Source organism: Entomomonas asaccharolytica (assembly GCF_016653615.1).
In the GTDB taxonomy this organism is placed as follows: domain Bacteria; phylum Pseudomonadota; class Gammaproteobacteria; order Pseudomonadales; family Pseudomonadaceae; genus Entomomonas; species Entomomonas asaccharolytica.
Genome location: NZ_CP067393.1, coordinates 3177613 through 3202081, shown reverse-complemented (window position 1 = coordinate 3202081; position 24469 = coordinate 3177613). Strand labels below are relative to the sequence as shown.

The 24469-nt window shown below is 37.3% G+C and carries 25 protein-coding genes; 17 read left to right on the top strand and 8 right to left on the bottom strand.

The genetic code is table 11. The annotated features are described in order from the left end of the window. Window positions 1-129 precede the first annotated feature (129 nt). From JHT90_RS15010 to glmU, 10 genes are all read left to right on the top strand, one after another. Window positions 130-528 carry an ATP synthase subunit I gene (locus tag JHT90_RS15010; RefSeq protein WP_236253986.1) on the top strand — a complete coding sequence of 133 codons (399 nt, stop codon included), beginning with the start codon at window positions 130-132 and terminating at the stop codon, window positions 526-528. 14 nt (window positions 529-542) lie between these two features. Then, on the top strand, window positions 543-1367 hold the full coding sequence (gene atpB / locus JHT90_RS15005; RefSeq protein WP_201092495.1) for a F0F1 ATP synthase subunit A: 825 nt from the start codon (window positions 543-545) through the stop codon (window positions 1365-1367). Between the two features lie 73 nt (window positions 1368-1440). Then, window positions 1441-1659, top strand: coding sequence for a F0F1 ATP synthase subunit C (gene atpE / locus JHT90_RS15000; protein ID WP_201092493.1), 219 nt, complete (start codon window positions 1441-1443; stop codon window positions 1657-1659). An 83-nt stretch (window positions 1660-1742) separates the two neighbouring features. After that, the gene (locus tag JHT90_RS14995; RefSeq protein WP_201092491.1) at window positions 1743-2213 is read left to right on the top strand and encodes a F0F1 ATP synthase subunit B; all 471 of its coding nucleotides are present in this window, start codon (window positions 1743-1745) and stop codon (window positions 2211-2213) included. Between the two features lie 12 nt (window positions 2214-2225). After that, on the top strand, window positions 2226-2762 hold the full coding sequence (locus JHT90_RS14990; RefSeq protein WP_201092489.1) for a F0F1 ATP synthase subunit delta: 537 nt from the start codon (window positions 2226-2228) through the stop codon (window positions 2760-2762). A gap of 15 nt (window positions 2763-2777) precedes the next feature. After that, window positions 2778-4322: a F0F1 ATP synthase subunit alpha gene (gene atpA / locus JHT90_RS14985; protein WP_201092487.1), complete on the top strand. Its 1545-nt coding sequence runs from the start codon at window positions 2778-2780 to the stop codon at window positions 4320-4322. Between the two features lie 51 nt (window positions 4323-4373). Continuing rightward, a complete protein-coding gene (gene atpG / locus JHT90_RS14980; protein WP_201092485.1) occupies window positions 4374-5267 on the top strand; it encodes a F0F1 ATP synthase subunit gamma in 894 nt (297 codons plus the stop codon). Window positions 5268-5299: 32 nt separating this feature from the next. After that, window positions 5300-6676 carry a F0F1 ATP synthase subunit beta gene (atpD, locus tag JHT90_RS14975; RefSeq protein WP_201092483.1) on the top strand — a complete coding sequence of 459 codons (1377 nt, stop codon included), beginning with the start codon at window positions 5300-5302 and terminating at the stop codon, window positions 6674-6676. 51 nt (window positions 6677-6727) lie between these two features. Beyond that, window positions 6728-7147, top strand: coding sequence for a F0F1 ATP synthase subunit epsilon (locus JHT90_RS14970; RefSeq protein ID WP_201092481.1), 420 nt, complete (start codon window positions 6728-6730; stop codon window positions 7145-7147). A gap of 72 nt (window positions 7148-7219) precedes the next feature. After that, a complete protein-coding gene (gene glmU, locus JHT90_RS14965; protein WP_201092479.1) occupies window positions 7220-8578 on the top strand; it encodes a bifunctional UDP-N-acetylglucosamine diphosphorylase/glucosamine-1-phosphate N-acetyltransferase GlmU in 1359 nt (452 codons plus the stop codon). Between the two features lie 68 nt (window positions 8579-8646). Here the strand turns inward: glmU and JHT90_RS14960 are convergent, their stop codons facing one another. The 3 genes from JHT90_RS14960 to JHT90_RS14950 form a co-directional block, all read right to left on the bottom strand. Continuing rightward, window positions 8647-9057, bottom strand: coding sequence for a hypothetical protein (locus JHT90_RS14960; protein ID WP_201092477.1), 411 nt, complete (start codon window positions 9055-9057; stop codon window positions 8647-8649). 260 nt (window positions 9058-9317) lie between these two features. After that, window positions 9318-9707, bottom strand: a complete 390-nt coding sequence (locus JHT90_RS14955; protein ID WP_201092468.1) for a hypothetical protein — start codon at window positions 9705-9707, stop codon at window positions 9318-9320. A gap of 143 nt (window positions 9708-9850) precedes the next feature. Next, complete coding sequence (locus JHT90_RS14950) at window positions 9851-10738, bottom strand: lysophospholipid acyltransferase (protein WP_201092466.1); 888 nt, start codon at window positions 10736-10738, stop codon at window positions 9851-9853. Window positions 10739-10879: 141 nt separating this feature from the next. Here JHT90_RS14950 and recN point away from each other — a divergent pair, with 141 nt between their 5' ends. Next, the gene (gene recN, locus JHT90_RS14945; protein ID WP_201092464.1) at window positions 10880-12544 is read left to right on the top strand and encodes a DNA repair protein RecN; all 1665 of its coding nucleotides are present in this window, start codon (window positions 10880-10882) and stop codon (window positions 12542-12544) included. 3 nt (window positions 12545-12547) lie between these two features. Here the strand turns inward: recN and thiE are convergent, their stop codons facing one another. Continuing rightward, window positions 12548-13177 (bottom strand): thiamine phosphate synthase, encoded by a 630-nt coding sequence (thiE, locus tag JHT90_RS14940; RefSeq protein WP_201092462.1) that lies wholly within the window; start codon window positions 13175-13177, stop codon window positions 12548-12550. Beyond that, the gene (locus JHT90_RS14935; RefSeq protein ID WP_201092460.1) at window positions 13174-13977 is read right to left on the bottom strand and encodes a bifunctional hydroxymethylpyrimidine kinase/phosphomethylpyrimidine kinase; all 804 of its coding nucleotides are present in this window, start codon (window positions 13975-13977) and stop codon (window positions 13174-13176) included. The genes thiE and JHT90_RS14935 overlap by 4 nt, the downstream gene beginning before the upstream one ends. Before the next feature lie 157 nt (window positions 13978-14134). Between JHT90_RS14935 and choX the strand changes: the two genes are divergently transcribed. The 6 genes from choX to JHT90_RS14905 all read left to right on the top strand — a co-directional run bounded on the left by choX (window position 14135) and on the right by JHT90_RS14905 (window position 19662). Then, a complete protein-coding gene (choX, locus tag JHT90_RS14930) occupies window positions 14135-15094 on the top strand; it encodes a choline ABC transporter substrate-binding protein (RefSeq protein ID WP_201092458.1) in 960 nt (319 codons plus the stop codon). A gap of 25 nt (window positions 15095-15119) precedes the next feature. Continuing rightward, window positions 15120-16079, top strand: a complete 960-nt coding sequence (gene pip, locus JHT90_RS14925) for a prolyl aminopeptidase (protein WP_201092456.1) — start codon at window positions 15120-15122, stop codon at window positions 16077-16079. An 11-nt stretch (window positions 16080-16090) separates the two neighbouring features. Then, window positions 16091-16528 (top strand): D-aminoacyl-tRNA deacylase, encoded by a 438-nt coding sequence (dtd, locus tag JHT90_RS14920; protein ID WP_201092454.1) that lies wholly within the window; start codon window positions 16091-16093, stop codon window positions 16526-16528. An 89-nt stretch (window positions 16529-16617) separates the two neighbouring features. Beyond that, window positions 16618-17082 carry a hypothetical protein gene (locus tag JHT90_RS14915; RefSeq protein ID WP_201092452.1) on the top strand — a complete coding sequence of 155 codons (465 nt, stop codon included), beginning with the start codon at window positions 16618-16620 and terminating at the stop codon, window positions 17080-17082. 127 nt (window positions 17083-17209) lie between these two features. Then, window positions 17210-18109, top strand: a complete 900-nt coding sequence (gene lpxO, locus JHT90_RS14910; RefSeq protein ID WP_201092450.1) for a lipid A hydroxylase LpxO — start codon at window positions 17210-17212, stop codon at window positions 18107-18109. A gap of 101 nt (window positions 18110-18210) precedes the next feature. Beyond that, window positions 18211-19662 (top strand): glyceraldehyde-3-phosphate dehydrogenase, encoded by a 1452-nt coding sequence (locus JHT90_RS14905; protein ID WP_201092445.1) that lies wholly within the window; start codon window positions 18211-18213, stop codon window positions 19660-19662. A gap of 63 nt (window positions 19663-19725) precedes the next feature. Here the strand turns inward: JHT90_RS14905 and JHT90_RS14900 are convergent, their stop codons facing one another. From JHT90_RS14900 to JHT90_RS14890, 3 genes are all read right to left on the bottom strand, one after another. Further along, window positions 19726-23181 (bottom strand): hybrid sensor histidine kinase/response regulator, encoded by a 3456-nt coding sequence (locus tag JHT90_RS14900; RefSeq protein WP_201092443.1) that lies wholly within the window; start codon window positions 23179-23181, stop codon window positions 19726-19728. Window positions 23182-23252: 71 nt separating this feature from the next. Further along, on the bottom strand, window positions 23253-23588 hold the full coding sequence (locus JHT90_RS14895; protein ID WP_379971669.1) for a GlpM family protein: 336 nt from the start codon (window positions 23586-23588) through the stop codon (window positions 23253-23255). Between the two features lie 10 nt (window positions 23589-23598). Further along, entirely contained in the window at window positions 23599-24456 is an 858-nt protein-coding gene (locus tag JHT90_RS14890) for a hypothetical protein (RefSeq protein ID WP_201092437.1), read from the bottom strand. Window positions 24457-24469 lie beyond the last annotated feature (13 nt).

Sequence of the window (24469 nt, the reverse complement as noted above, 5' to 3'; positions counted from 1 at the left end):
TGTAAAAAATAATGTAACTTTGTGTTGAAGCTTTGCTTGGATATCCCTATACTTTGCGCCAAATTAAATAATTATGACTAAAGTTAATGAAAAATAACTTTATTGGTTTAAAATAGTCAGGCTAATACAGTGGCTTTTCGTAATAAAATGCCTATTTACCAGTTACCAGCGTTTAAGGTGCTAGTAATACAAGCTTTAGTAGCAATAGGTTTAGCATTAGCATTCTTATTTAAAGATGTAAATGCAAGTTTTTGTGCATTATTAGGTGGTTTAATTGCCTTATTACCTAATATCTATTTTGCACTAAAAACATTTCGCTATTTTGGTGCTCAGTCAGCCATGGCCATTACTCTGTCGTTATGGACTGGCGAAATGGGCAAGTATATTTTAACAGCAGCTTTATTTGTGCTGGTGTTTTTGGCGATTAAGCCAACAAATTTAATAGCGCTATTCGTTAGTTACTTTATAGTGCTAATAGTTTCATCCTTAGGGTTGTTATTAGTTAAAAAAAGTTTTAAAAAATATTAACGGTTGAGGCAATTATGGCAGCAGGCGAAGGACAAACGGCAGCAGGTTATATTCAGCACCATCTGCAAAATCTAGTTTTTGGCAAAACTCCTGAAGGTTGGATGTTTGCAAAAACCCATGAGCAAGTACAACAAATGGGTTTTTGGTCAATACATGTTGATACTCTGTTTTTCTCCGTTTTAATGGGTGTCTTATTCTTATGGTTGTTTCGTTCTATCGCGAAAAAAGCCTCTATTGATAACCCTAGTAAATTACAGTGTTTAGTTGAATGGACTGTTGAATTTATTGATGGCACTGTAAAAGATGTCTTTAAAGGTAATAATCCACTTATTGCCCCTCTTGCCCTAACAATCTTTGTTTGGGTTTTCTTGATGAATAGTTTGAAATGGATTCCTGTTGATTATATTCCAGGTCTTGCACATGCTATTGGCATTCCCTATTGGAAAATTGTTCCTACAGCAGATCCTAATGGTACGTTTGGTATTTCTATTGGTGTGTTTATCCTTATTCTGTATTATAGTTTCAAAATTAAAGGGGTAGGCGGCTTTACTAAAGAGTTAGCATTTACACCATTTAACCACTGGTTATTAGTACCTTTTAATCTGTTTTTAGAAATTATCGGATTGTTAACTAAACCACTAAGTTTAGCACTCCGGTTATTTGGTAACATGTATGCAGGGGAAGTGATCTTTATTCTGATTGCATTGTTACCATTCTGGATTCAATGGGTGCTTAATGTGCCTTGGGCAATCTTCCATATTCTAGTTATTCCATTGCAAGCATTTGTCTTTATGGTATTGTCAGTGGTTTACTTGAGTGCAGCGCACGAACATCACTAATAATAAATAATTGGTGTGTGAGATAGTTTTTTATTAACTTTGGTTTTTTATTATATTACTTTTAGGAGTTTATATGGTTTACTTAGCAGCAGCTTTAATGATCGGTTTAGGTGCCTTAGGTACTGGTATCGGTTTCGCTATCTTAGGTGGAAAATTACTTGAATCAACAGCTCGTCAACCAGAGTTAGCTTCTACCTTACAAACTAAAACCTTCTTAATGGCTGGTTTACTTGATGCGGTACCAATGATTGGTGTAGGTATTGCTATGTATCTTATCTTCGTAGTTGCCTAACGCTAGTTAAAGATGTTGAGCATTTTGATGCTTAATTTAATGAAACTAGCCAAATCAACTGGGATAGCATGAGGTAAGTCGCTATGAATATAAATTTGACATTAATCGGTCAAACTATTGCCTTCGCTATTTTTGTCTTGTTTTGTATGAAATATGTATGGCCTCCTATTAATCAGGTTATGCAAGAACGCAAGAAAAAAATTGCGGAAGGTTTGGATGCAGCAGGTCGTGCTGAGCGCGAATTGCAAGAAGTCCAACAGCAAGTAGAGCAAATACTTCGTGAAGGTAAAGAGCAAGCAGCTGACATTCTTGATAAAGCTAATAAAACAGCTTCATCTATTATAGAAGAGTCAAAACAACAAGCTCGTACTGAAGGCGAAAAATTAATTGCTAGTGCTAGGTCTGAAATTGATCTGGAAGTAAATCGTGCCAGAGACCAACTTCGCTCTCAAGTAGCAAGTTTGGCTGTGCAAGGAGCTGAGAAGATTTTAGAATCTTCTGTAGATGCCAATGCACACAGTGATCTGGTTGATAAAATAGCTTCTAAACTGTAAGCGGAGCAAGCAATGATAAATACCCATACGCTTGCCAGACCTTATGCAAGAGCTGCTTTTGAGTTTGCTAAGACAGCAAACCAAGTTGACGCTTGGTTTACTATGTTAGAACTGGCTGCTTGTGCTTTGGAGCAACCTGTAGTTGTTCAAGAACTGGGTAAACCAACATTAACGCGTGCTCAAAAAGCTGATTTATTATCCAATTTATTGGCGGGCAAAATAGACGAAACCTTTAGTAATTTTTTACATATAGTGGGTGAACATGATCGTTTATCTTTATTACCTACTATTTGTGAGCTTTACGAAGACTATAAGCTAGAAGCTGAGCGTGTAGTAGATGCAGAGATAGAAACTGCTTTTGAATTATCTGATGAGCAGCTTCAAAAAATAACTGCCGCCTTATCAAAGCGGCTTGAGCGAACAGTAAAAGCTAAGCAAACAGTAAATGCTGCATTAATTGGTGGGTTAACAATTCGTGCAGGTGACTTGGTAATAGATAGTTCGGTTCGCGGTCGGCTAGATAAGCTCGCCGAAGCAATGAATTCCTGATTTGAGGGGCATGGCATGCAGCAATTAAATCCTTCTGAAATAAGTGAAATTATCAAGGAGCGTATCGCTAAACTTGATGTTTCAACACAAGCTCGTAATGAAGGTACAATCGTTAGTGTTTCTGATGGTATTGTACGTATTTACGGTCTTGCTGATGTAATGTATGGCGAAATGATTGAGTTCCCAGGTGGTGTTTATGGTATGGCACTTAACTTGGAAGAAGACTCTGTCGGCGCCGTTGTATTAGGTGAGTACTTAAGCCTTTCTGAAGGCATGAGTGCAAAATGTACAGGTCGTATCTTAGAAGTACCTATTGGTCGTGAATTATTAGGTCGTGTTGTTGATGCGCTTGGTAATCCTATTGATGGTAAAGGTCCTCTAGGTACTAGCCAAACTGATGCTATTGAAAAGGTAGCACCTGGTGTTATTTGGCGTAAATCAGTAGACCAACCTGTACAAACAGGTTATAAATCAGTTGATGCGATGATTCCAATTGGTCGTGGTCAACGTGAGTTGGTTATTGGCGACCGTCAAATTGGTAAAACCGCTTTAGCTGTTGATGCGATCATTAATCAAAAAGACAGTGGCATTAAGTGTGTTTATGTCGCTATCGGTCAAAAACAATCAACGATTGCTAACGTTGTACGTAAATTAGAAGAAAATGATGCGTTAAAAAATACTATTGTAGTAGTAGCCAGTGCTTCTGAATCTGCTGCATTACAATATTTAGCACCTTATTCTGGTTGTACCATGGGTGAATATTTCCGTGATCGTGGTGAAGACGCATTAATTATTTATGATGATTTGTCAAAACAAGCGGTAGCTTATCGTCAAATTTCATTATTACTACGTCGTCCACCTGGACGTGAAGCTTATCCTGGTGACGTATTCTATTTACACAGCCGTTTATTAGAGCGTGCTTCTCGTGTATCAGAAGAATATGTTGAGAAGTTCACTAATGGTGAAGTGAAAGGCCAAACGGGTTCTTTAACTGCGTTACCAATTATTGAAACGCAAGCAGGTGACGTTTCTGCCTTCGTACCAACAAACGTAATTTCAATTACAGATGGTCAGATATTCTTAGAAGCATCATTATTTAACTCAGGTATCCGTCCAGCGGTTAACGCGGGTATTTCGGTATCTCGTGTGGGTGGTGCAGCACAAACTAAGATCATCAAAAAATTATCGGGTGGTATTCGTACTGCACTTGCTCAATATCGTGAGTTAGCAGCGTTCGCACAGTTTGCTTCGGATCTTGATGAGGCAACCCGTAAGCAATTAGAGCATGGACAGCGTGTAACAGAGTTAATGAAGCAAAAACAATATGCTCCATTCTCAGTTGCGCAAATGTCTGTTTCTCTTTATGCTGCTGAACGTGGTTATTTACAGGATATTGAGTTAGATAAGATTGGTGCTTTTGAAGAGGCATTATTAGAATACTTCAACAGAGATAAAGCAGATCTTATGGCAAAAATTAACGTTAAAGGTGACTTTAACGATGAGATTGATGCTGAGATTAAAGCAGGTATTGAGAGCTTTAAAGCTACCCATACTTGGTAAGACGATGCAGGTGTTGTAATAACACCTGTTAACTAATGCTAAAGGTGTAATATGTCAGGCGCAAAAGAAATTCGCACAAAAATTGCGAGTATTAAAAGTACGCAGAAAATTACCAGTGCTATGGAAAAAGTAGCAGTGAGTAAAATGCGTAAAGCGCAACAACTAATGGCGGCAGGTCGTCCTTATGCTGAGCGCATTTATCAAGTAATTACTCATTTAGCTAATGCTAATGCTGCTGAGTATCATCATCCATTTATGACAGAAAGACCTGTTAAACGAGTTGGATATATTGTTATATCTACTGACCGTGGTCTTTGTGGTGGTTTGAATACTAACTTGTTTAAAGAAGTAATCAAAGATTATAGAAAATGGCATGATGAAGGTGTAGAAGTCGAGCTTTGTGTGGTGGGATCGAAAGGTATTAGTTTTTTCCATCATTTTGGTGCGAAAGTGACTGCCGCAATAACCAATATTAGTGAGCAAGCTTCTATTAAAGAATTAGTGGGTGGTGTTAAGGTAATGTTAGATGCCTTTGATGAAGGGCGTTTAGACAGAGTGTATTTAGCAGGTAATGAGTTTGTTAATACGATGACTCAAAAACCAAGGCTATTGCAACTATTACCACTGCCAACTACTTCCACAGCAAAAGATGATGCTGCAGTACATCAAAAAATTGTTGAAAGTAATTGGGATTATATTTATGAACCCAATGCGCAAGAATTACTTGATACATTATTGATACGTTATATTGAGTCACTAGTGTATCAAGCGGTGGTGGAAAATGGGGCAGCAGAGCAAGCAGCACGTATGATTGCAATGCAGAATGCGACTAATAATGCCGAAGATCTTATTGGTGAATTGCAGTTAATTTACAATAAGGCTCGTCAGGCGGCCATTACCCAAGAAATTTCCGAAATTGTTGGCGGTGCAGCTGCTGTATCGTAAGAAAGGTTTATAAATTCAGAGGATATCCAGCTATGAGTAGCGGACGTATCATTCAAATTATCGGTGCTGTTATTGATGTGGAATTTCCACGTGACAATGTACCTAAAGTTTATGACGCATTAAAAGTACAAGGCGTTGAGACAACGCTGGAAGTTCAACAACAGTTAGGTGATGGTGTTGTCCGTTCCATTGCAATGGGATCTACTGAAGGTCTAAAGCGTGGTCTTGATGTAGCTAATACAGGCGCTCCAATTTCTGTACCTGTAGGTATAAAAACCTTAGGTCGAATTATGGATGTATTAGGTAACCCTATCGATGAAGCTGGTCCTATTGGCGAAGAAGAGCGTTGGAGTATCCACCGTGAAGCACCTTCGTTTGAAGAGCAAGCAGGTGGTAGTGACCTATTAGAAACAGGTATCAAAGTTATTGACTTGATTTGTCCTTTCGCAAGAGGGGGTAAAGTAGGCCTGTTCGGTGGTGCTGGTGTTGGTAAAACCGTTAACATGATGGAACTTATCCGTAACATTGCGATGGAGCATAGTGGTTTCTCTGTATTCGCAGGCGTGGGTGAGCGTACTCGTGAAGGTAACGACTTCTATCACGAAATGAAAGAATCAAGCGTACTTGATAAAGTGGCGCTAGTTTACGGACAGATGAACGAGCCTCCAGGAAACCGTTTACGTGTAGCGTTAACAGGCTTAACCATTGCAGAAAAATTCCGTGATGAAGGCCGCGATGTATTATTATTTATTGATAATATTTATCGTTATACCTTAGCAGGTACTGAAGTATCAGCACTTTTAGGTCGTATGCCATCAGCGGTAGGTTATCAGCCAACGCTAGCGGAAGAAATGGGTGTATTACAAGAGCGTATTACTACTACTAAGAAAGGTTCTATTACCTCTATTCAAGCAGTATATGTTCCTGCGGATGACTTAACTGACCCATCACCAGCAACTACCTTTGCTCACTTGGATGCGACAGTTGTATTATCACGTGATATTGCATCATTAGGTATTTATCCTGCGGTTGACCCACTGGATTCTACTTCACGTCAGCTTGATCCACATGTAATTGGCCAAGAGCATTATGAAGTAGCACGTGGTGTACAATATGTATTGCAACGTTATAAAGAATTAAAAGATATTATTGCTATTTTAGGTATGGATGAGCTATCAGAAGCGGATAAGCAATTAGTAGCTCGTGCTCGTAAAATGCAACGTTTCTTATCTCAACCATTCTTCGTTGCGGAAGTGTTTACTGGTTCTCCAGGTAAATATGTACCACTTAAAGAAACAATTCGTGCTTTCAAAGGCATTTTAAATGGCGATTATGATCACTTACCAGAACAAGCGTTCTATATGGTAGGTACTATCGACGAAGTCATTGAAAAGGCTAAGACCCTATAATGGGTGTACCCATAATGGTATTATGGGCATAAAGTAGAGGGTATTATAGATATGGCAATGATTAAATGTAGCATAGTCAGTGCAGAAGAATCATTATTTACTGGTACTGTTAAACGAGTAGTAGCTCATGGTAGTATGGGTGATCTAGGTATATTACCTAACCATGCACCGCTATTAACTAGTTTGTTACCAGGCCCTGTGCGTGTTGTTAAAGAAGATGATACAGAAGAGATTTTCTATATCTCAGGTGGATTTTTGGAAGTTCAACCCTTAGAAGTAGTGGTACTAGCTGATACAGGTATTCGTGCAGAAGACCTTGATGAAGCAGCAGCAAAAGCTGCCATGATTAGTGCTGAACATGAGTTGAATGATAAATCATCGCACCAAGATTACAGTAAAACAGCTTCTAGTCTTGCGCAAGCAGCAGCACAATTACGAACAATTACTGAACTTAGAAGAAAGTTTAAATAATTGTTGGGGAAGTGGTTTAGTTTATAAAAAGGGGTGGCTTAGGCTGCCCTTTGTTTTTTTGGGGTATTAATTATGTCATTAGAAGTAATTATTCTTGCTGCGGGCAAAGGTACTCGCATGTGTTCAACACTCCCTAAAGTTTTACATAAAGTAGCAGGTAAAACTATGCTAGGCCATGTGATTGATACTGCTAGAAGATTAAAACCTCAAAAAATACATGTGGTTATCGGTCATGGTGCTGAACAAGTAAAACAATTATTAACAGCTGATGATATACATTTTGTTCTACAAGAACAACAATTAGGTACGGGGCATGCAGTTGCTGCTGCGATGCCTTTTGTGGAAAGTGAAAAAGTATTAATTCTTTATGGTGATGTACCATTAATTGAAACCACAACCTTAGAAAATCTACTTGGGTTTATACAGCCGTTATTTTTGGGGCTATTAACTGTTAATTTAGCTAATCCTACTGGCTATGGGCGTATTATTCGTAATGAAGTAGGTAATGTTACAGCGATCGTTGAGCAAAAAGATGCTACGGAACAGCAAAAACAAATTAAAGAAGGTAATACAGGCATTCTGGCTTTATCTAGCGAACCATTAAGAAAATGGTTATCAAAATTATCCAATCAAAATGCGCAAGGTGAATATTATTTAACCGATATTATTGCCATGGCAGTTAATGACGGTTTTGCTATAGCAACAGCTCAACCAGCAACAGAAATGGAAGTGCAGGGTGCTAATGATCGTATACAGTTAGCCCAATTAGAGCGTTATTATCAATATAATGCGGCTCAAATGCTGATGAGAAAAGGTGTTACTTTACTTGATCCTAGCCGTTTTGATTTACGGGGAGAGGTAGAGATAGGTTCTGATATTGAAATAGATATCAATGTTATTTTAGAAGGTAAAGTAGTTATTGAGGACGGGGTAACGATAGGTGCTAACTGTATTATTAAAGACAGTATCTTAAAAAAGGGCGTTAAGGTTAAAGCAAATAGTCATATTGAAGGCGCTATTTTAGAAGAAGAAAGTGATGCAGGACCTTTCGCTCGTTTACGTCCAGGTACTGTGCTTCACGCAAAAGCTCATGTGGGTAATTTTGTGGAGTTAAAAAATACTTCTTTAGGAGAGTACTCTAAAGTAGGTCATTTAACTTATTTAGGTGATACAGAGGTTGGTAACTATTGTAATATTGGCGCAGGAACTATTACTTGTAACTATGATGGTGTTAATAAATTTAAAACTATTTTAGGCAATGAAGTATTTATAGGCTCTAATAACTCACTAGTGGCTCCTGTTACTATTGGTGATGCAGCTACCACAGCAGCAGGCTCAACGATTACAAAAGATGTAGCACCGAATGCATTAGCAATAAGTCGTGCCTATCAAGTGCAAAAAGATAATTGGCAAAAGCCTAAAAAAATTTAATCAATAAAGGGCTTTTAAGCCCTTGTATTAATTTCGTTGATAAAACCAATGAAGATTACCGTAATTGCTTATCGATGAACGGTTGTTGTTGGGTTTGATTGGTTGGGTGAACCCTGTAAAGCAGGAGCTATACTCACATCTTTTGCACCTTCAGGCAGTTTTGATTTGTCTAGTTGGTGATAGTGCTCAAGGATTTGCATAGCCTTATCTAATAGGGTGTTTTCAGTAAGTAATATTAATATCACCGCATCATTTTCGATTGCATGACGATAGATATCAACATTTTCTTCCATCACATCATAACCAAATAGCTCATCCCAAATATTTTTTTCTTGGATGGCTTGTTCTCTTTCTTTTAAATATTCTCTATCAAGGTACTGAATATCGTGTTCTGCAAAATCTGCTTCTATTAATTCTGTCACAGCATGTCTTGCAATAGCTGGACTATTAAATAGGGTTACAATTTTTTCTTGAGACATAAATAATTCCTCATACGTTTAGTTAATAATCAATGTCTATTTATTCAAAACAACGATTAAAACAATCAGTTTGTGTACCCAATTCTACAAAGAGGCAGCAAATAAAATATATGAGACATAGGGTTATTAGCGAATAGTGGAATTATCATTAATAAGTAGAATTTTCAATGATAAATTAGAGGCTAAGTTAAGATAAAGCTACTTTTGTGAGTAGTACAGAAAGTAGTCAGGCTTGCAGCTAACTACTTACTGTTTACAGATCATAATAATTTATCTAAATTAATACCAAACCCTTTCGCCATATCTAATGCTTTTGCTACAAGGTTAGCATTATCAGGTTCAGCTAACTCAGAAACTTGTTGGTCGGTATCTTTTGTAGCAAACTGGCCAGCCAATTGTTTAAACATGGCTACAAAATTTTCTGATGACTCAGGATTACTGGTTTCATTGCTACCTAGTGCTTTTAGGGCGGATAACTTTTGAATAATATCAGGTGAAAGGTTACTTAAAAATTTTTGGATAAGATTTCCAGAAACTTCATTGCCAAGTAAGCTTTTAGCCATACCTAACAAGCCACCATCTGCTTCATTATTAGAAGCGTGCTGTCCAGCGAGTTTAGTGTATTGTGAAATAATATCTGTTAAAGACATGATAATACCTTATAAATTGAAAGATCAGTTTTTATTATAAGTAATACAAATAGTATGCATACTATGAGACTTAATGCTAATTTTTTATAAAGTCTTTTATAAACAACGTGTTAGCATCATTAAAAAATGTAAGATTAAGTTAATTAATACCAGCGGGCTTCACCTTCTGGGCGCTGTTTAAAACGCTTCATACTCCACATATATTGAGTAGGCCATCTTTTTACACAGCCTTGAATAATTTGTCCCATAACAGCTACACCTTCATCAGTATCCTTACTGTAGATTTCTTCAGGAGCATTTTCAAAAATTACTTTATAACCTGAACCATCTTCTAATCGAATGGCATGTCCAACGAAAGCAACTGCTTTTTTAGCTGCCACCATACTAGGTACAAATTTACTGGTCAGCACTTGAGTAGCAAAAAAAGGTACAAAAACACCAGCTGATCTAGCGGGTTCAGGATCTGCGGGAATACCAGCGCAACCACCTTTACGAATTTCTTTAATAACGCTCAAAATTCCCTCTTTAGTGGAGGGAGCTACTCTATTTCCCATTTGAACACGACGTTTTTTTAAAAATTCATCCAGCTCCTTTAACTTAGGTGGGCGGTAAAAAATAACGGGATTACAATAACTGGAATAAAAATGGTTGAGGATTTCCCAATTACCTAAATGGCTAGTGATACCGACAGCCCCTTTACCTGAGTTAATAGCCGTTAGTAAAACATCTAAGCCTTCAACTTGTTTAATATATTTAAGTGTTTTCTCTGGTGGCCAACACCACGCGCAGGCACTTTCTGCCATTGTTTTACCTTGGTTAATTAAGGTTTGTTTAGCTAGTTTTTCTATTTCTATTGTAGAAAGTTCAGGAAAGCATTTTGCTAAATTAATCAGGGCTACTTGCTTGGAACGATTAGGAAATAGCCACATAAGATAGCCTACAAAACCACCAACTTTTTGTATACCACCCCAAGGTAATAAGGCGAGTAAACGAAGAAAGCCAACCGCCAATTTGCCTTTAAATTTTTTCACAAATAATACTCTTGTTTTTAATCACTGTTATTATTTTAACATTTACTAAAGAATTATGGGCTATGGATCACGTTTTGTTGACTAATAGCTTATAATAATTTCTTTATTGTATTTATAGCATTATCCATAGGTTAATTATTCATGCTAGTGCATTTGTCTATTAAAAATTATGCCATTGTTGATCATCTGGATCTGGAGTTACTATCTGGAATGACAGTAATTACAGGAGAAACTGGGGCAGGTAAGTCTATTATGTTAGATGCATTAGGCTTAGCCTTAGGTGATCGCTGTGACAACAGTGTGGTTAGACAAGGGGCAGATAAAGCAGATATTTTAGCAAGTTTTGAGTTAACTAATATTCCAGAAGCTAAACAATGGTTGGTTGATCATGATCTGGTAAGTGATGAAATTTGTATATTACGTCGAGTAATCAATCAAGATGGCCGCTCACGCGGTTATATTAACGGTACACCTTGCCCGTTATCCCATCTGAAACTATTAGGTGAGTTACTGATAGATATCCATAGCCAACATGAACACCAGTCGTTATTAAAGCTAGAAACACATCGCCATTTACTAGATGATTATGCAGGCAGTCGAGTATTAGCTGAACAGGTTAAGCAATTAGCTCAACAGTGGAAACAAACACAGCAAACCCTGCAAAAATTATCCAGTAATAGTGAAGAACAGCAGGCTAAACAACAATTATTAAGTTATCAACTTGAGGAGTTAGACAAACTTGCTTTAGTTGATAATGAAGTAGAACAGTTAGAAACCGAGCAAAGAAACTTAAGTCAGGCAGATACTATTTTAAGTGCTTGCCAGCAAGTATTGGATATTTGCAGCAATGATGAGGCGAATGTTTTATCAGCACTTAATATGAGTGTGCGTCGTTTAGCGAGTTTTAAAGAGCCAGTGGCGGGTTTGGTAGATGCTGCTAATTTATTAAGTAATGCACAGATTCAATTGGAAGAAGCGGTGGCGGAGATTAATCGTTTTGTAGACCATTTTGATATGGATCCTCTACGCCAACAACAAGTAGAAGATAGGCTAGATGCCATTTATAGTCTGGCAAGAAAACATCATATCCAACCTACAGAGTTGGCTGGGCTTACTCAGAAATTACAAGATGAATTAGCCAATATTGAAGCAGGAGATGAAAAGTTAGAAGAATTAGCTAATACCTTGCAACAATTAGCTAATGAGTATCAGCAAGCGGCTGAAAAACTTTCTGTATTACGTAAAAAAGCAGCAGCAAAATTGGCAAAAGCGGTACAGCAAGAAATGCAAACACTTGGTATGCCAGGAGGCCAATTTACTATAGAGTTAACAACCATAAAGGCTTCTGAACCACAGTTACATGGCTTAGAAACAATAGAGTTTTTAGTCAGTGGTAACCCAGGGCAGCCTGTTCGAGCGTTAAATAAAGTTGCTTCTGGTGGCGAGTTATCAAGGATCAGCCTTGCTATTCAGGTAATTACTGCCCAAACATCCCGTGTTTCTACATTAGTTTTTGATGAAGTAGATGTAGGGATTGGTGGGCCTACAGCAGAGATTGTCGGTAAGTTATTACGAAAATTGGGTGAGCAAGGACAGGTGTTAACGGTAACCCATTTACCGCAGGTGGCAGCACAAGGACATCATCATTTATTTGTGCATAAAGAACGTACTAAAAACTCTACTCAAACAGCAGTAACTTCTTTAACTAAACAACAACGTGTCGAAGAGCTTGCAAGAATGTTAGGTGGGGTTGATTTAACCAAAGAATCATTAGCCCATGCAGAAAAAATGTTAACAGGTGTCTAACCTTTAATTTGAAAGGTCTATAAGCTGGACAAATTGTTCCACAATGGCTTTAACTTGTTTGGGTGACTCGACTGCAAACAGTTCATTAACAACAGCCAATAAGTTAGCCCCTTGTTTAAGTAAAATAGGGGCATTTTGTAAAGTAATACCGCCTATAACACAAATAGGTAAACCCAAAACTTTTGCTTGAGGTAATACACTAATATCAGCAGGTTGAGCGTCTGTTTTGGTTTTGGAGGCAAAGAAGCGACCAAAAGCTACATAGCTAGCACCTTCTGTTTTTGCTTGTTGAGCTAACTCTATACTGCCATGACAGGTTGCGCCAATAATAGCTTTATTACCCAGTAACTCTCGCGCTTTTTGGATGGAACCATCTTCTTGCCCTAAATGCACGCCCACACCTAATTCTTTCGCTAACAGTACATCATCATTAATAATTAACTGAGCTTGGTATTGTTCACAAAGTGTTAGTAAAGCACTTGCTTCGTGGTGGCGACGTTGTGTATCTCTTGTTTTATCACGGTATTGTAAGACTTTCATACCCCCTTGTAGAGCAGCCTCTACATAGGGTAGTAAACGACCACCAGCCAATAACTGGTTATCAGTAATTCCATACAGTCCCGCTAATATCATGAACAAAAATCCAACGGAATACGCCGCGGAATATATTGCCCTTGCCCTGGTGCCTCTGCATCACGAAGTGTTCGCCAAGTATAATCAAGAGCGGATTTAACAGCACTGATTAATTCTTCTCCGAGTGCCAAACGTCCTGCTAATGCGCTTGCTAGGGTACAACCTGAACCATGATAATTACCTGGTAAACGCGCACAGGTAAAAACATGTTTTTCGCCTTGTTGAGTATAAAGACGATTAGAGATGACAGGATCTGACTCATGGCCACCTTTAATCAATAAATTCTTACAGTATTTTAATAGTTTCTCAGCACACTCATCTGCGGAGCCATCAGGTAATTCGGCTAAAATACGTGCTTCAGGCAAATTAGGGGTTGTAATTGTTGCTAGTGGCAATAGTTTTTCACGAATAGCGTAAGCAATATCTCCTTTGCCTAATGCTCCACCACCACCTGCTCTTAATACAGGATCACACAATAAAGGTAAGTGAGGGTGTTGGTTAGCTATTTCAATAATAGTATCTACCATTTCCATATTACCCAACATACCCAATTTAATAGAGGAAACGGGCATATCTTGTAACACAGCATTGGCTTGTGCTAATACCCATTCTCTGTCTAATACTCTAAAATCAGTAACATCCACTGTATTTTGTACTGTGAGGGCTGTTACTGTTGGAGCCGCATGACAATTTTGTGCCAAAATAGCTTCAATATCAGCTTGAATACCTGCTCCGCCACTAGGATCATGGCCAGATAAACAAAGGACTATAGGTCTTGAGGGTGGAGTATTATGGATCATAGTATTAGCACAGTTTAGTAAGAGTGATAGGTTAAAATACAAGATTGATGATCTAAAGTATATATTAAATTAATACCGACCATTTTGCTATTTACCCAAAATCATAGTATGGTTGTTTTAGCATTAACTAAGTTGCTGCGATAGCAGGGGAGAGAGAATGAATAAGCTCAGTAAAATAATAAGTGTAGGATTATTAGGGTTAGCAACCAGTTTAATAAGTTGGGCAGATGAACCCGTAGAAGATGTTTCGGCTTGTCAGAATATTAAGTTAGCTGAAACAGGGTGGGCGGATATTAGTGCTACTACTGCTATGGTTTCTGTAGTTGCCGAGGGGCTAGGTTATGAGGTGAGTGCTCCCATTATTTCTGTTCCTATTGCTTTTACTAGTGTGGCTAAGGGCAAGGTTGATGCTTTTTTAGGTTATTGGTCTCCTTCCATGGATGGTATCGCAGCACCTTTTATTAAAGATAAAACCATCATTATTCCTGAAAAAGCGAATTTAGAAGGGGCTAAATACACCTTAGCAGTACCTGCTTATACGTATGATGCTGGTTTGCAATCATTTAAGGATATTGCTAAGTTTAAAAAAGATTTAAATGCTCAAATATTTGGTATTGAAGCAGGCAATGATGGCAATTTATTGATTCAAAAAATGATTAAAGAAAATCTATTCAATTTAAGTGATTTTAAACTGAGAGAGTCAAGTGAAGCTGCTATGCTTAGCCAAGTAAAACGAGCGGTTACTGCTAAAAAACCAATAGTGTTTTTGGCATGGGAACCTCACCCAATGAATAGTCAAATTGAATTGAAATATTTGGCTGATGGAGATGAGGTTTTTGGCCCTAATTATGGCAGTGCTAAAGTATTTACTATTATTTCCCCTGAGTTTCAAAAACGCTGCCCTACAGAAGCTAATTTAATTAGCCAAATTCGTTTTACAGTGCAAATGGAAAGCGAATTAATGACAGAGATTTTGGAAAATAAAGTGCCTGCCAAAAAAGCGGCTAAAGAGTATTTAAAGAAACATCCAGAAGTACTTAATCATTGGCTAGTGGGTATTAAGAGTACGAAGGGTGAAGACGGCAAAGTTGCTGTTGAGAAGTATTTAGCTCAGTAGGATTTATAAGGGACTAATAAAAATCATGCATCCGCTATTTCCAGAAATAAAGCCTTATGCAACGCATAAACTAGCTGTTCAGGCGCCCCATGTACTGCATATTGAAGAAAGTGGCTCTATAACAGGTTTGCCTGTATTATTTTTACATGGTGGGCCTGGTGGAGGATGTGACGAAAATAGCGCTCGTTTTTTTGATCCTACTATTTATCGAATTATTACCTTTGATCAACGAGGCTGTGGTCGCTCCAAACCTCATGCCTCTTTGCAGTATAATACTACTTGGGACTTGGTGGCAGATATTGAGCTTATTAGGCAAGAGTTAGCTATTGATAAATGGGTGGTGTTTGGTGGTTCGTGGGGTTCTACGCTCGCATTAGCTTATGCTCAAAAACATCCTGCACAAGTCTTAGGGTTAATTTTGCGAGGCATCTTTTTATGTAGAGCTGCTGAAATTGAATGGTTTTATCAAAAAGGGGCTAGTTACTTATTTCCAGACTATTGGGAAGACTATATTGCGCCTATTCCAGAAGCTGAACGTGATGATTTAGTACAAGCTTTTTATAAGCGTTTAACAGGTACTGATGAAATTGCTCAATTAAATGCAGCAAGAGCTTGGTCGGGTTGGGAGGGTAGTACGATAACTTTAGTGCCTAATCCTAAAATTAGCCAAAGTTTTTTAGAAACTAAAAAAGCGTTAGCTATGGCACGTATAGAATGCCACTATTTTGTAAATAACGCATTTTTAGAACCCAATCAATTACTGCGAGATATGCACAAAATAGCCCATATTCCAGGCATTATAGTGCATGGTCGTTATGATGTGATTTGTCCTCTTGATAATGCTTGGCAACTTCATAAACTCTGGCCAAGTAGTGAGCTTAATATTATTCGAGAGTCAGGTCATTCAGCCTTTGAGGTGGGTACAGTGGATGCCTTAGTAAAAGCTACACATGCTATGGCTGAAAAGCTATTAACTGAAAAATAAGGGATATGTGAGTGAAGGCTTTAATTCAACGAGTAACTGAAGCCAGTGTGGCAGTGGAAAATGACATAATAGGTGAAATTGGCATCGGTATTCTTGCATTAGTAGGAATTGAACCAGATGATACACCAGCAAAAGCTGATAAGTTGCTACATAAGTTATTAAACTATCGTATCTTTGCTGATGAAAATGATAAGATGAACTGTTCGTTAGTGGATATTAAGGGTGGCTTGTTGTTGGTATCGCAATTTACGCTAGCGGCAGATACTAAAAGTGGATTACGACCTAGTTTTTCTACAGCTGCTTCTCCTATTTTAGGTGAGGAATTATTTAATTATTTATTAGTACGAGCTCAACAGCAACATACACCTGTTGCAACGGGCTGTTTTGGTGCTAATATGCAAATTCATTTGATAAATAATGGTCCAGTGACTTTTTTATTAGATGTTTAGTTTTTATCATTGATTTACGCCTGTAAATAAGTAATGAATTTTAATTAATATCGTGTTTTGTAATAATTTAATTGATTGAGGATGTCATAGTGACTAACACTACCATACCAACAGAAGCTGATTGGGCTGATTATCAAACAGAAGTGGACTGTCAAGAAGCGTATGACTTATATGCAGGAAAAGATGCTGAAAGTTTAAAGTCAGTTTTTGTGGAGTCTGTGGGGCGTTGTGTAGATGGATTGCATTTTATGCCGCCAAAGGTTTTTCATTATTATGCCTGTATTTTTGCTGATTATGTATTACAAGCAGAGAAACTACCTGGCTTACAGACAGAAGATCGGGCTCGCGCGGCGGCAGGCTTGTTTACGCTATTAGAAAATAAACTACATATCAGCCCTATGGATGTACAAGAAATTTATCCACAACTCATTGAGATAGCTAAGTATGTAGCCGATCACCAAGCCAATTATTATGCTGATAAAGAGCAATATGGTGATTTTTCTAAACAGCTGGTTGTTTTTAATGCATTAGCAAAAGAGTCACATATTATCTAACAGTTGTTTGTTGTTCTATTTGAGAAAGTCAGAGGACAGTTTATTCGCTATTAGTATAATGCTTTATTTAAAGTACTATAGAAGTAGCTTATTATATTTTGATTAAAGTAGTAGGTGGGTACAACAATTGAAAATAATCATCGTAGGATTGTTAATAGCTAGCGTTCTATTTGTTCATTATCGTGGTCGTGTTCGTCATAAGTGGTCGCGACAAATAAAAGATCATTCAACTTTTTTAGCACCACTAAATTCTATTATTTATTTAACGTCTAAATTGCCCAGTCAGCCCTATTATTCAACAGATATTTATCCTGAATTAAAGGTTTTTGAAGAAAATTGGCAGAAAATTAAAGAGGAAGGTGAGCGTTTATTAGAGGCGGGTAAAGTAAAAGGTTCTGATAAGCTTGATGATGCTGGCTTTAATTCTTTCTTTCGTAAAGGCTGGAAACGTTTTTATTTAAAATGGTATGGTGATAGCCATCCTTCTGCGATGGAGTTATGTCCGTATACTACTGCATTGGTAAAAGATATACCTACGGTTAAAGCAGCCATGTTTACAGAGTTACCGCCTGGCGCTCGTTTAGTAACCCATCGTGATCCATACGCTGGTTCTTTACGTTATCACCTAGGGCTTGATACGCCCAATGACGATAAATGCTTTATCGAAGTAGATGGTGAGCGTTACTCATGGCGTGATGGTGAAGGTGTTATCTTTGATGAAACCTATATTCATTATGCTGAAAATATGACAGATCATCGCCGCTTAATTTTCTTCTGTGATATGGAACGACCTTTAAAATATAAATGGGCGACTAAGTTCAATCGATGGGTAGGCAAAAATATTGTGGGTGCTGCTGCCTCGCCCAATGAAGAAGGTGATAAATTAGGGGTTATTAATAAAGCCTTTGGAGTTCTCTATAAGGTTCGTGAACGTGGTAAAGAATTAAAGAAAAGAAACCGTTTCCGTTATTATCTAGAACAGTGGCTATTACTAGCCTTGGTGGTTTGGATTATCTGGATTATTTAAATTTCCTAGTAAAGGCCATTGCTTTTCATTGATGGAATGGCCTTATTTTTGGCATAATATGGTAACCATTTATCCTCTAATCAACAAATGGAAGGTGCCTAGTGTCTCAAACATCACAACAATGTCTTACTGATTGGACGGATCGTGAAGCCTTAGCTGAAACAATGATCCCGTTAGTTGGTCAACTGTATCGTAATAATCATGTTGTTACTTCAATTTATGGTTTTAGCTTAATCAATCAGTCTGTTGTCTCTATTTTACAAACCCATGCAGCTACCCATTATCGTTTTGGCAAGGAAGCAGAGCTATCTGTAAAAGAAACCTATCCTTTATTAAAGGTTATGACTGAGCTTAATTTGGGCTCTGCTTCTATTGACCTTGGCCGATTAGCTGTTAAATACCGTGAAGAACAATCATTATCGCCAGAACAATTCTTACGTAAAGAGTTAGCTGATATCATAGATAAACCAGCAGATAAGCAAACGGATTGTGGTACAGATGTAGTACTTTACGGTTTTGGTCGTATTGGTCGCTTGCTTGCGCGTATCATGATTGAAAGAACAGGCAGTGGTGATGGTGTGAGATTACGTGCCATTGTGGTACGTAAAGGCTCAGATGATGATTTAGAAAAGCGCGCTAATTTACTACGTCGTGATTCAGTACACGGTGCCTTCAAAGGTACGGTATTAGTAAATGAAGAAAATAATACCTTATCAATAAACGGTAACCTAATTCAGGTGATTTATTCAAGTGATCCAAGCACAGTGGATTATACGCAATATGGTATTAATAATGCGATTGTGATTGATAATACGGGTAAATGGCGTGATGAAGAAGGTTTAAGCCAACATTTACAATGTAAAGGTGTCTCTCGTGTAATTCTGACAGCACCTGGTAAAGGTAAATTAAAAAATATCGTCTATGGTGTTAATGATAACTTAATTACTAAAGAAGACAAGATTCTGTCAGCGGCATCTTGTACAACCAATGCAATCGTACCTGTGTTAAAAGTTATTAATGATAAGTTTGGTATTGAGAATGGCCATGTTGAAACGGTACATTCCTACACTAACGATCAAAACTTAATTGATAATTTCCATAAAGGAAGCCGTCGTGGGCGTAGTGCGCCATTAAATATGGTAATTACCGAAACTGGTGCAGCAACAGCTGCTGCTAAAGCACTGCCTGAGTTAGCTGGTAAGTTAACTGGTAATGCTATTCGTGTACCAACGCCTAATGTATCATTGGCTATTCTTAATTTAAATCTTGGTAAATCAACAACTAGAGAAGAATTAAATGATTTCTTAAGGGATGTTGCTTTACATTCAAAACTACATAGACAAATAGATTTTATTGATTCGACTGAAGTCGTTTCTAGTGATTTTGTGGGTTCTCGTCATGCAGGTATTGTTGATGCTGCAGCCACAATTTGTACCGATAATCATGCTGTTCTTTATGTATGGTATGACAATGAGTTCGGTTATAGCTCGCAAGTTATCCGTATTGTTGAGAACATTGCCAATGTAAGACGTTTGGCATTTCCTAAGCCATAATGTAGCAATTTATAAATAAAAAGGCATGTTTTATACATGCCTTTTTTATTATTGTACATTTTATTATTTTAAGGTTACATGGAGGCTGATCAGTGCTCTTAATTGTGCTGGTTTAATCGGCTTTTTAATGAAATCCAATCCTGCCTTTTGTAACTCTTCAGCAAGTTCTTGTGAATTATCTGCACTAATAATAATAGCGGGTAGTTTAGGATCATTTAATTGTTCCCGTAGCCATTTTATTAGTTCTGTGCCTATGTGCCCATGATCTAAATGGTAGTCAACTAATAATAGTTGAGGTTTGAAACCTTCAGCTAATATTTCATAGCATTCTTGTTGATTGCGAGCAGTTTTTACTATGCAATCCCAACGGGTTAGTAGGGTTTTCATGCCTGTTAAAATCGTATCTTCATTGTCTACACATAATACTGTAACAGCTGAAGGTTTTGGGGTGTTAGCTACAGGTGCCAAGATTTCATCAATTTGTGCTGTATCAAGCACTATTGGCGTTTCTTCAATAGGCACAGTGACACTAAAAACAGTCCCTTTATCTAGCCATGAACGAACAGTAATTGGATGATCAAGGAGTTTGCAAAAGCCATCGGCAATAGCAAGACCTAAACCAAGTCCTTTTTCTGCTCGCGTTTGATGGCTATCTAATCGTTTAAACTCTTCAAAGATAATTTTTTGCTTATCTTCAGGGATGCCTTTACCTTGATCCCATACTTCAATTCGAACATGACCCTTAACACGTTTAGCACCTAAAACAACTCTACCCTCTCCATAACGGAAAGCATTGGTTAAGAAGTTTTGTATAATACGTCTCAATAATTTACTATCGCTTCTTATAAAGAGACTACAAGGATGTACTTTAAAAGTGATATCTTCTGGAGCTAAAGCAGATAATTCTGTATTAAGTGTCTTAAACAGGTCATTTAATGCGATGGTTTCATTTTTTGGCGTAATACGACCACTTTCTAGGCGAGAAATATCCAATAGATCAGAGATTAATTCTTCTGCAGAATGTAGGGATGATTCTAAATGATGGATTAACTCTTTAGCAGTGGCTGGTAGATGTTCTTGTGTTAACGAAGAAGCAAACAATCTAGCAGCATTTAAAGGTTGCATTAAGTCATGACTTACAGCAGCTAGGAAGCGCGTTTTAGATTCATTAGCTTGTTCAGCATTACTTTTTGCTTTAATTAACGCAGTATTTAATTTAGATAATTCTTTAGTACGTTTATTTACACGTTGTTCTAGGTGTTCGTTAATTTCTTGTAAGGTACGTTCGGCTTGGCGATAAGCGGTAATATCTGTAAAACTGGTTACAAATCCACCACCAGGCATAGGATTGCCAATTATTTCAATAACCCTACCATTTGGAAAGACACGCTCTGATTTGTGTGGGGTACCAAAAGATAACCATTTTAAACGTGTAACAACAGCTTCTTCAGGATTATTAGTACCGCACATACCCCGTTTAGCATTGTAGTAAATGATATCTCCAATAGGTCTACCTATTTGGATAAGTCCTTCAGGATACTCAAATAAATCTATATAACGCTGATTCCATGCTACAAGATGCAGTGATTTATCAATAACACTAATGCCCTGTGTAATGTGTTCTAAAGCACCTTGTAATAATGAGCGATTAAAACGTAATACTTCAGATGCTTCATCTACAATCAGTAAAACATCTTCCATTTGCATTTCATGGCCTTCAATGGCTGATTTAACCATTGCTCTAGCTGTAGAGCTGCCTAGCCTTTCTGCTAATACATGTTCTGTGTAATAGATCCATTCAGGATCAGCATTGCTCGCTAAATCAAACGATAATTGCTGTTTTTCAGCAAAGCTTTCAAATAGTTCTAAGGTGTTTCGTTCACCAATAAAACGAGCAGTAAGCGCAATTAAATCTTCAAGTTTTACTACTAGGGTACTGTCATCAATATTAATATTTTGATTGATAAATTTAGTGGCTTGCCAATGCTCGGTTACTCGTTTTTTAGAGATAAGAGAGAAGAAAACAAAGAGGGTAAAATTAACTAATAAGGCAAGTACTGTACAGAAAGTAATATAGGATAACTTAATGGGTAAAAGATATTGTAACCATGCTAATAAACTATTGATGGTGAAATTACTGATATCCTGTTGTAACAATAAGGGTAACATCAGGGTATAACACCAGATAGCAGTACCTGTTATAAGGCCAGCAAGTACACCTTGCTTGTTAGCTGCTTTCCAATACAGTGCCCCTACCATGGCTGGCGATAATTGCACAATACCAGCGAAAGAAATCCAACCTATATCACTTAAACTATTATTAGGGGAAAGGCAAAGATAACAAGCTGTTGCCAGAGCTAGAATAAGAATACTGCACATCCAACGAAATCTTTGTAATTGCTGGACGGAAAAGTTAGATAAAGATGATTGGCTATTTAAAAATACACGATTAGAAATTATTCTTGATAAAGAAAAACAGCAAATAATGGTTGAGCCAACTGTTGCAGAAAAGCCACCTAATAAAACGAGCAGGATTAGTAAGTTTGATGAGCCGTAGATGGGTATGGTAATAAGCCAGTACTGTTCACCAACTTTATCATGGAGTAGAAAACCTGCCATAATGATAGGAATTACGCATAGAGCCATAATGAGCAAATAAAGTGAAAAGATCCAACGTGCTGAATCTAAATCTTTAGGCTTTTGGGCTTTGGTAACGCCCGTTTGAAATAGGTAGGTGATACAAACAATGGCCATCATAATAATCATTGTTTGTAGTACAAGCTCTGTAGGATTTAATTTATGTGTTTGGAAAACTTGTTTAAATAGCTCAAGATCAAATGGTTGTCCCGTATTATTAATACCTGAAGCCAGTAAATAACACGCAAGAATAGCAACACTAATAAAAGCAAGTATTTTTAATAGGGCACCCACAGTAGAAGTAAATAGTAAACTTTTATATTGTCCCTCAATAATATTTCCTTGTTTACCTGCAATAGTAATAATGAGAAAGGCAAAAATCAGTAAGATGATTAAAACTAAATAGTTTTGGGTGCTAAAAGAATAATTAGTGCTTTGTTCAAAAAAAACGTAAATGATGGTAATAGTTGCTTTAAGTTGTAAGGTAATATAAGGAATAAAGGCTACGAGGCAGAGCATAGCAACAATGATTGCTAATGGTTTACAATTACCATAACGTTTGGCAATAAAGTCTGGAACAGAGGTTACATTCTCTTGCTGACTAATAACGAGTATTTTAACCAGCACACGATGAAAAAAAACGAATATAAAAATGGGTCCGATAAATAAGGGGAGAAAATCCCATAAATGCTTATTGCCACTTTCAGTAATACCTAGGTATATCCAGCCACTTCCATATACTGTAAAAGATAAACTGTAGAGTAATTTTCTTGGTGTTGGAGATAAAGATGACGAACGACTTGAACCATATATATTAGAGCCATAAAGTAAAACTGTATAGATCACAAGCGCTGTAATAATGATACAAATGTGCCACAACATATAATAATCCTTTAGCAATAGTTCTTTAACTTTTAATACATCAGTTAGAAATTAATGCCGGTTAATCTCAACTAATGAAAATATTGCCAAAAACATAACAAAATAATGGCAGCGATTAGCCACAAAAGTGTAGCTGTAATAAGTGTTATAGCTAATGTTGTTTTTATGCTTAACCAATATACAGCTAGTAGGTAAATAGCATATGGAATCAGGGAGAATATACCAAATAATGCAGTGGCTCGTAAATCATTTAGTGATCTTTCTGTTCCAACAATATAATGTGCAATTAATGCAAATGTTGGAAATAAGGGAATTAAGCCTGCAATATAAAAACTTTTAGATTTGGATAAAAGGGCGATTAGCAGTACGGCAATTACGCCCATAATACATTTTAGAATTAAAGAGATCATTTATATTTTATTGCAGTGAGTTATATAGGCTAAGCTTATTATCTTTTAGACAAAATAACTCGGCAGAGAGTGCGTAAGGGGCCTCTTGCATTTGTTGTTTAGCGTAATGATTAAGCATAGAGACTTGTTGGGAGTTGTAGCTATCAGCAATAATCAACTGATTTCGAGCAATTATAGCAATAATGGGTTCACCTTTTAGCTCTAGGCTTGGTAGTAGCTGCTCAAGCGTTAAGACTAAGCTGGCGTCGTAATTGCCATCCAGCGTAAGGGTGTAACCAATATCTGAGCTATATATTTCTATATGATCAAGCTTTGTTTTGAAATTTTCTAAGGCTTGTAGATAAAGGGCTTGTAGATCATTATCTGCTGAATAATCTGCTAGTTGGCTATGGTACAGATAGGACATACGGGTAGACATGTCTAAAGCAAAAACAATAATTAAATCTCCTGCCAGAGGAAGATAAACTAAAGGATCTTCTTTGGCATTAGGGTTAGCCTGATAAATGGCTCGATAGACTTCATCAAGCCAACTAATAGGTTTAATAGTAGGAAGCAAAATCGGCTCTTCATCAACTGCATGGAATATATCACAGATATTTTGAATAATATTATTTTTATAGGCAGTGAAGTCTTCATTACCTTGTAGATAGGCATAATATAGGTTATCAGGATAAAAGATAATGGGGTCGCCCTCAGGACGTTCAATACTGACACTTATATTGTCAGGCTCATCAGCATGGCTAATAGTCGCTTTAATTTCAGGAATATACTGTTTAAGTTGTTCCACAAGGTCTTCTGTAAGCTTTTTTTTAGTTAGCTTTGCTTGTGAACTTGTCTTGCTAAACAGTTTTGAAAAAAATCCCATTGATGCCTCCTTG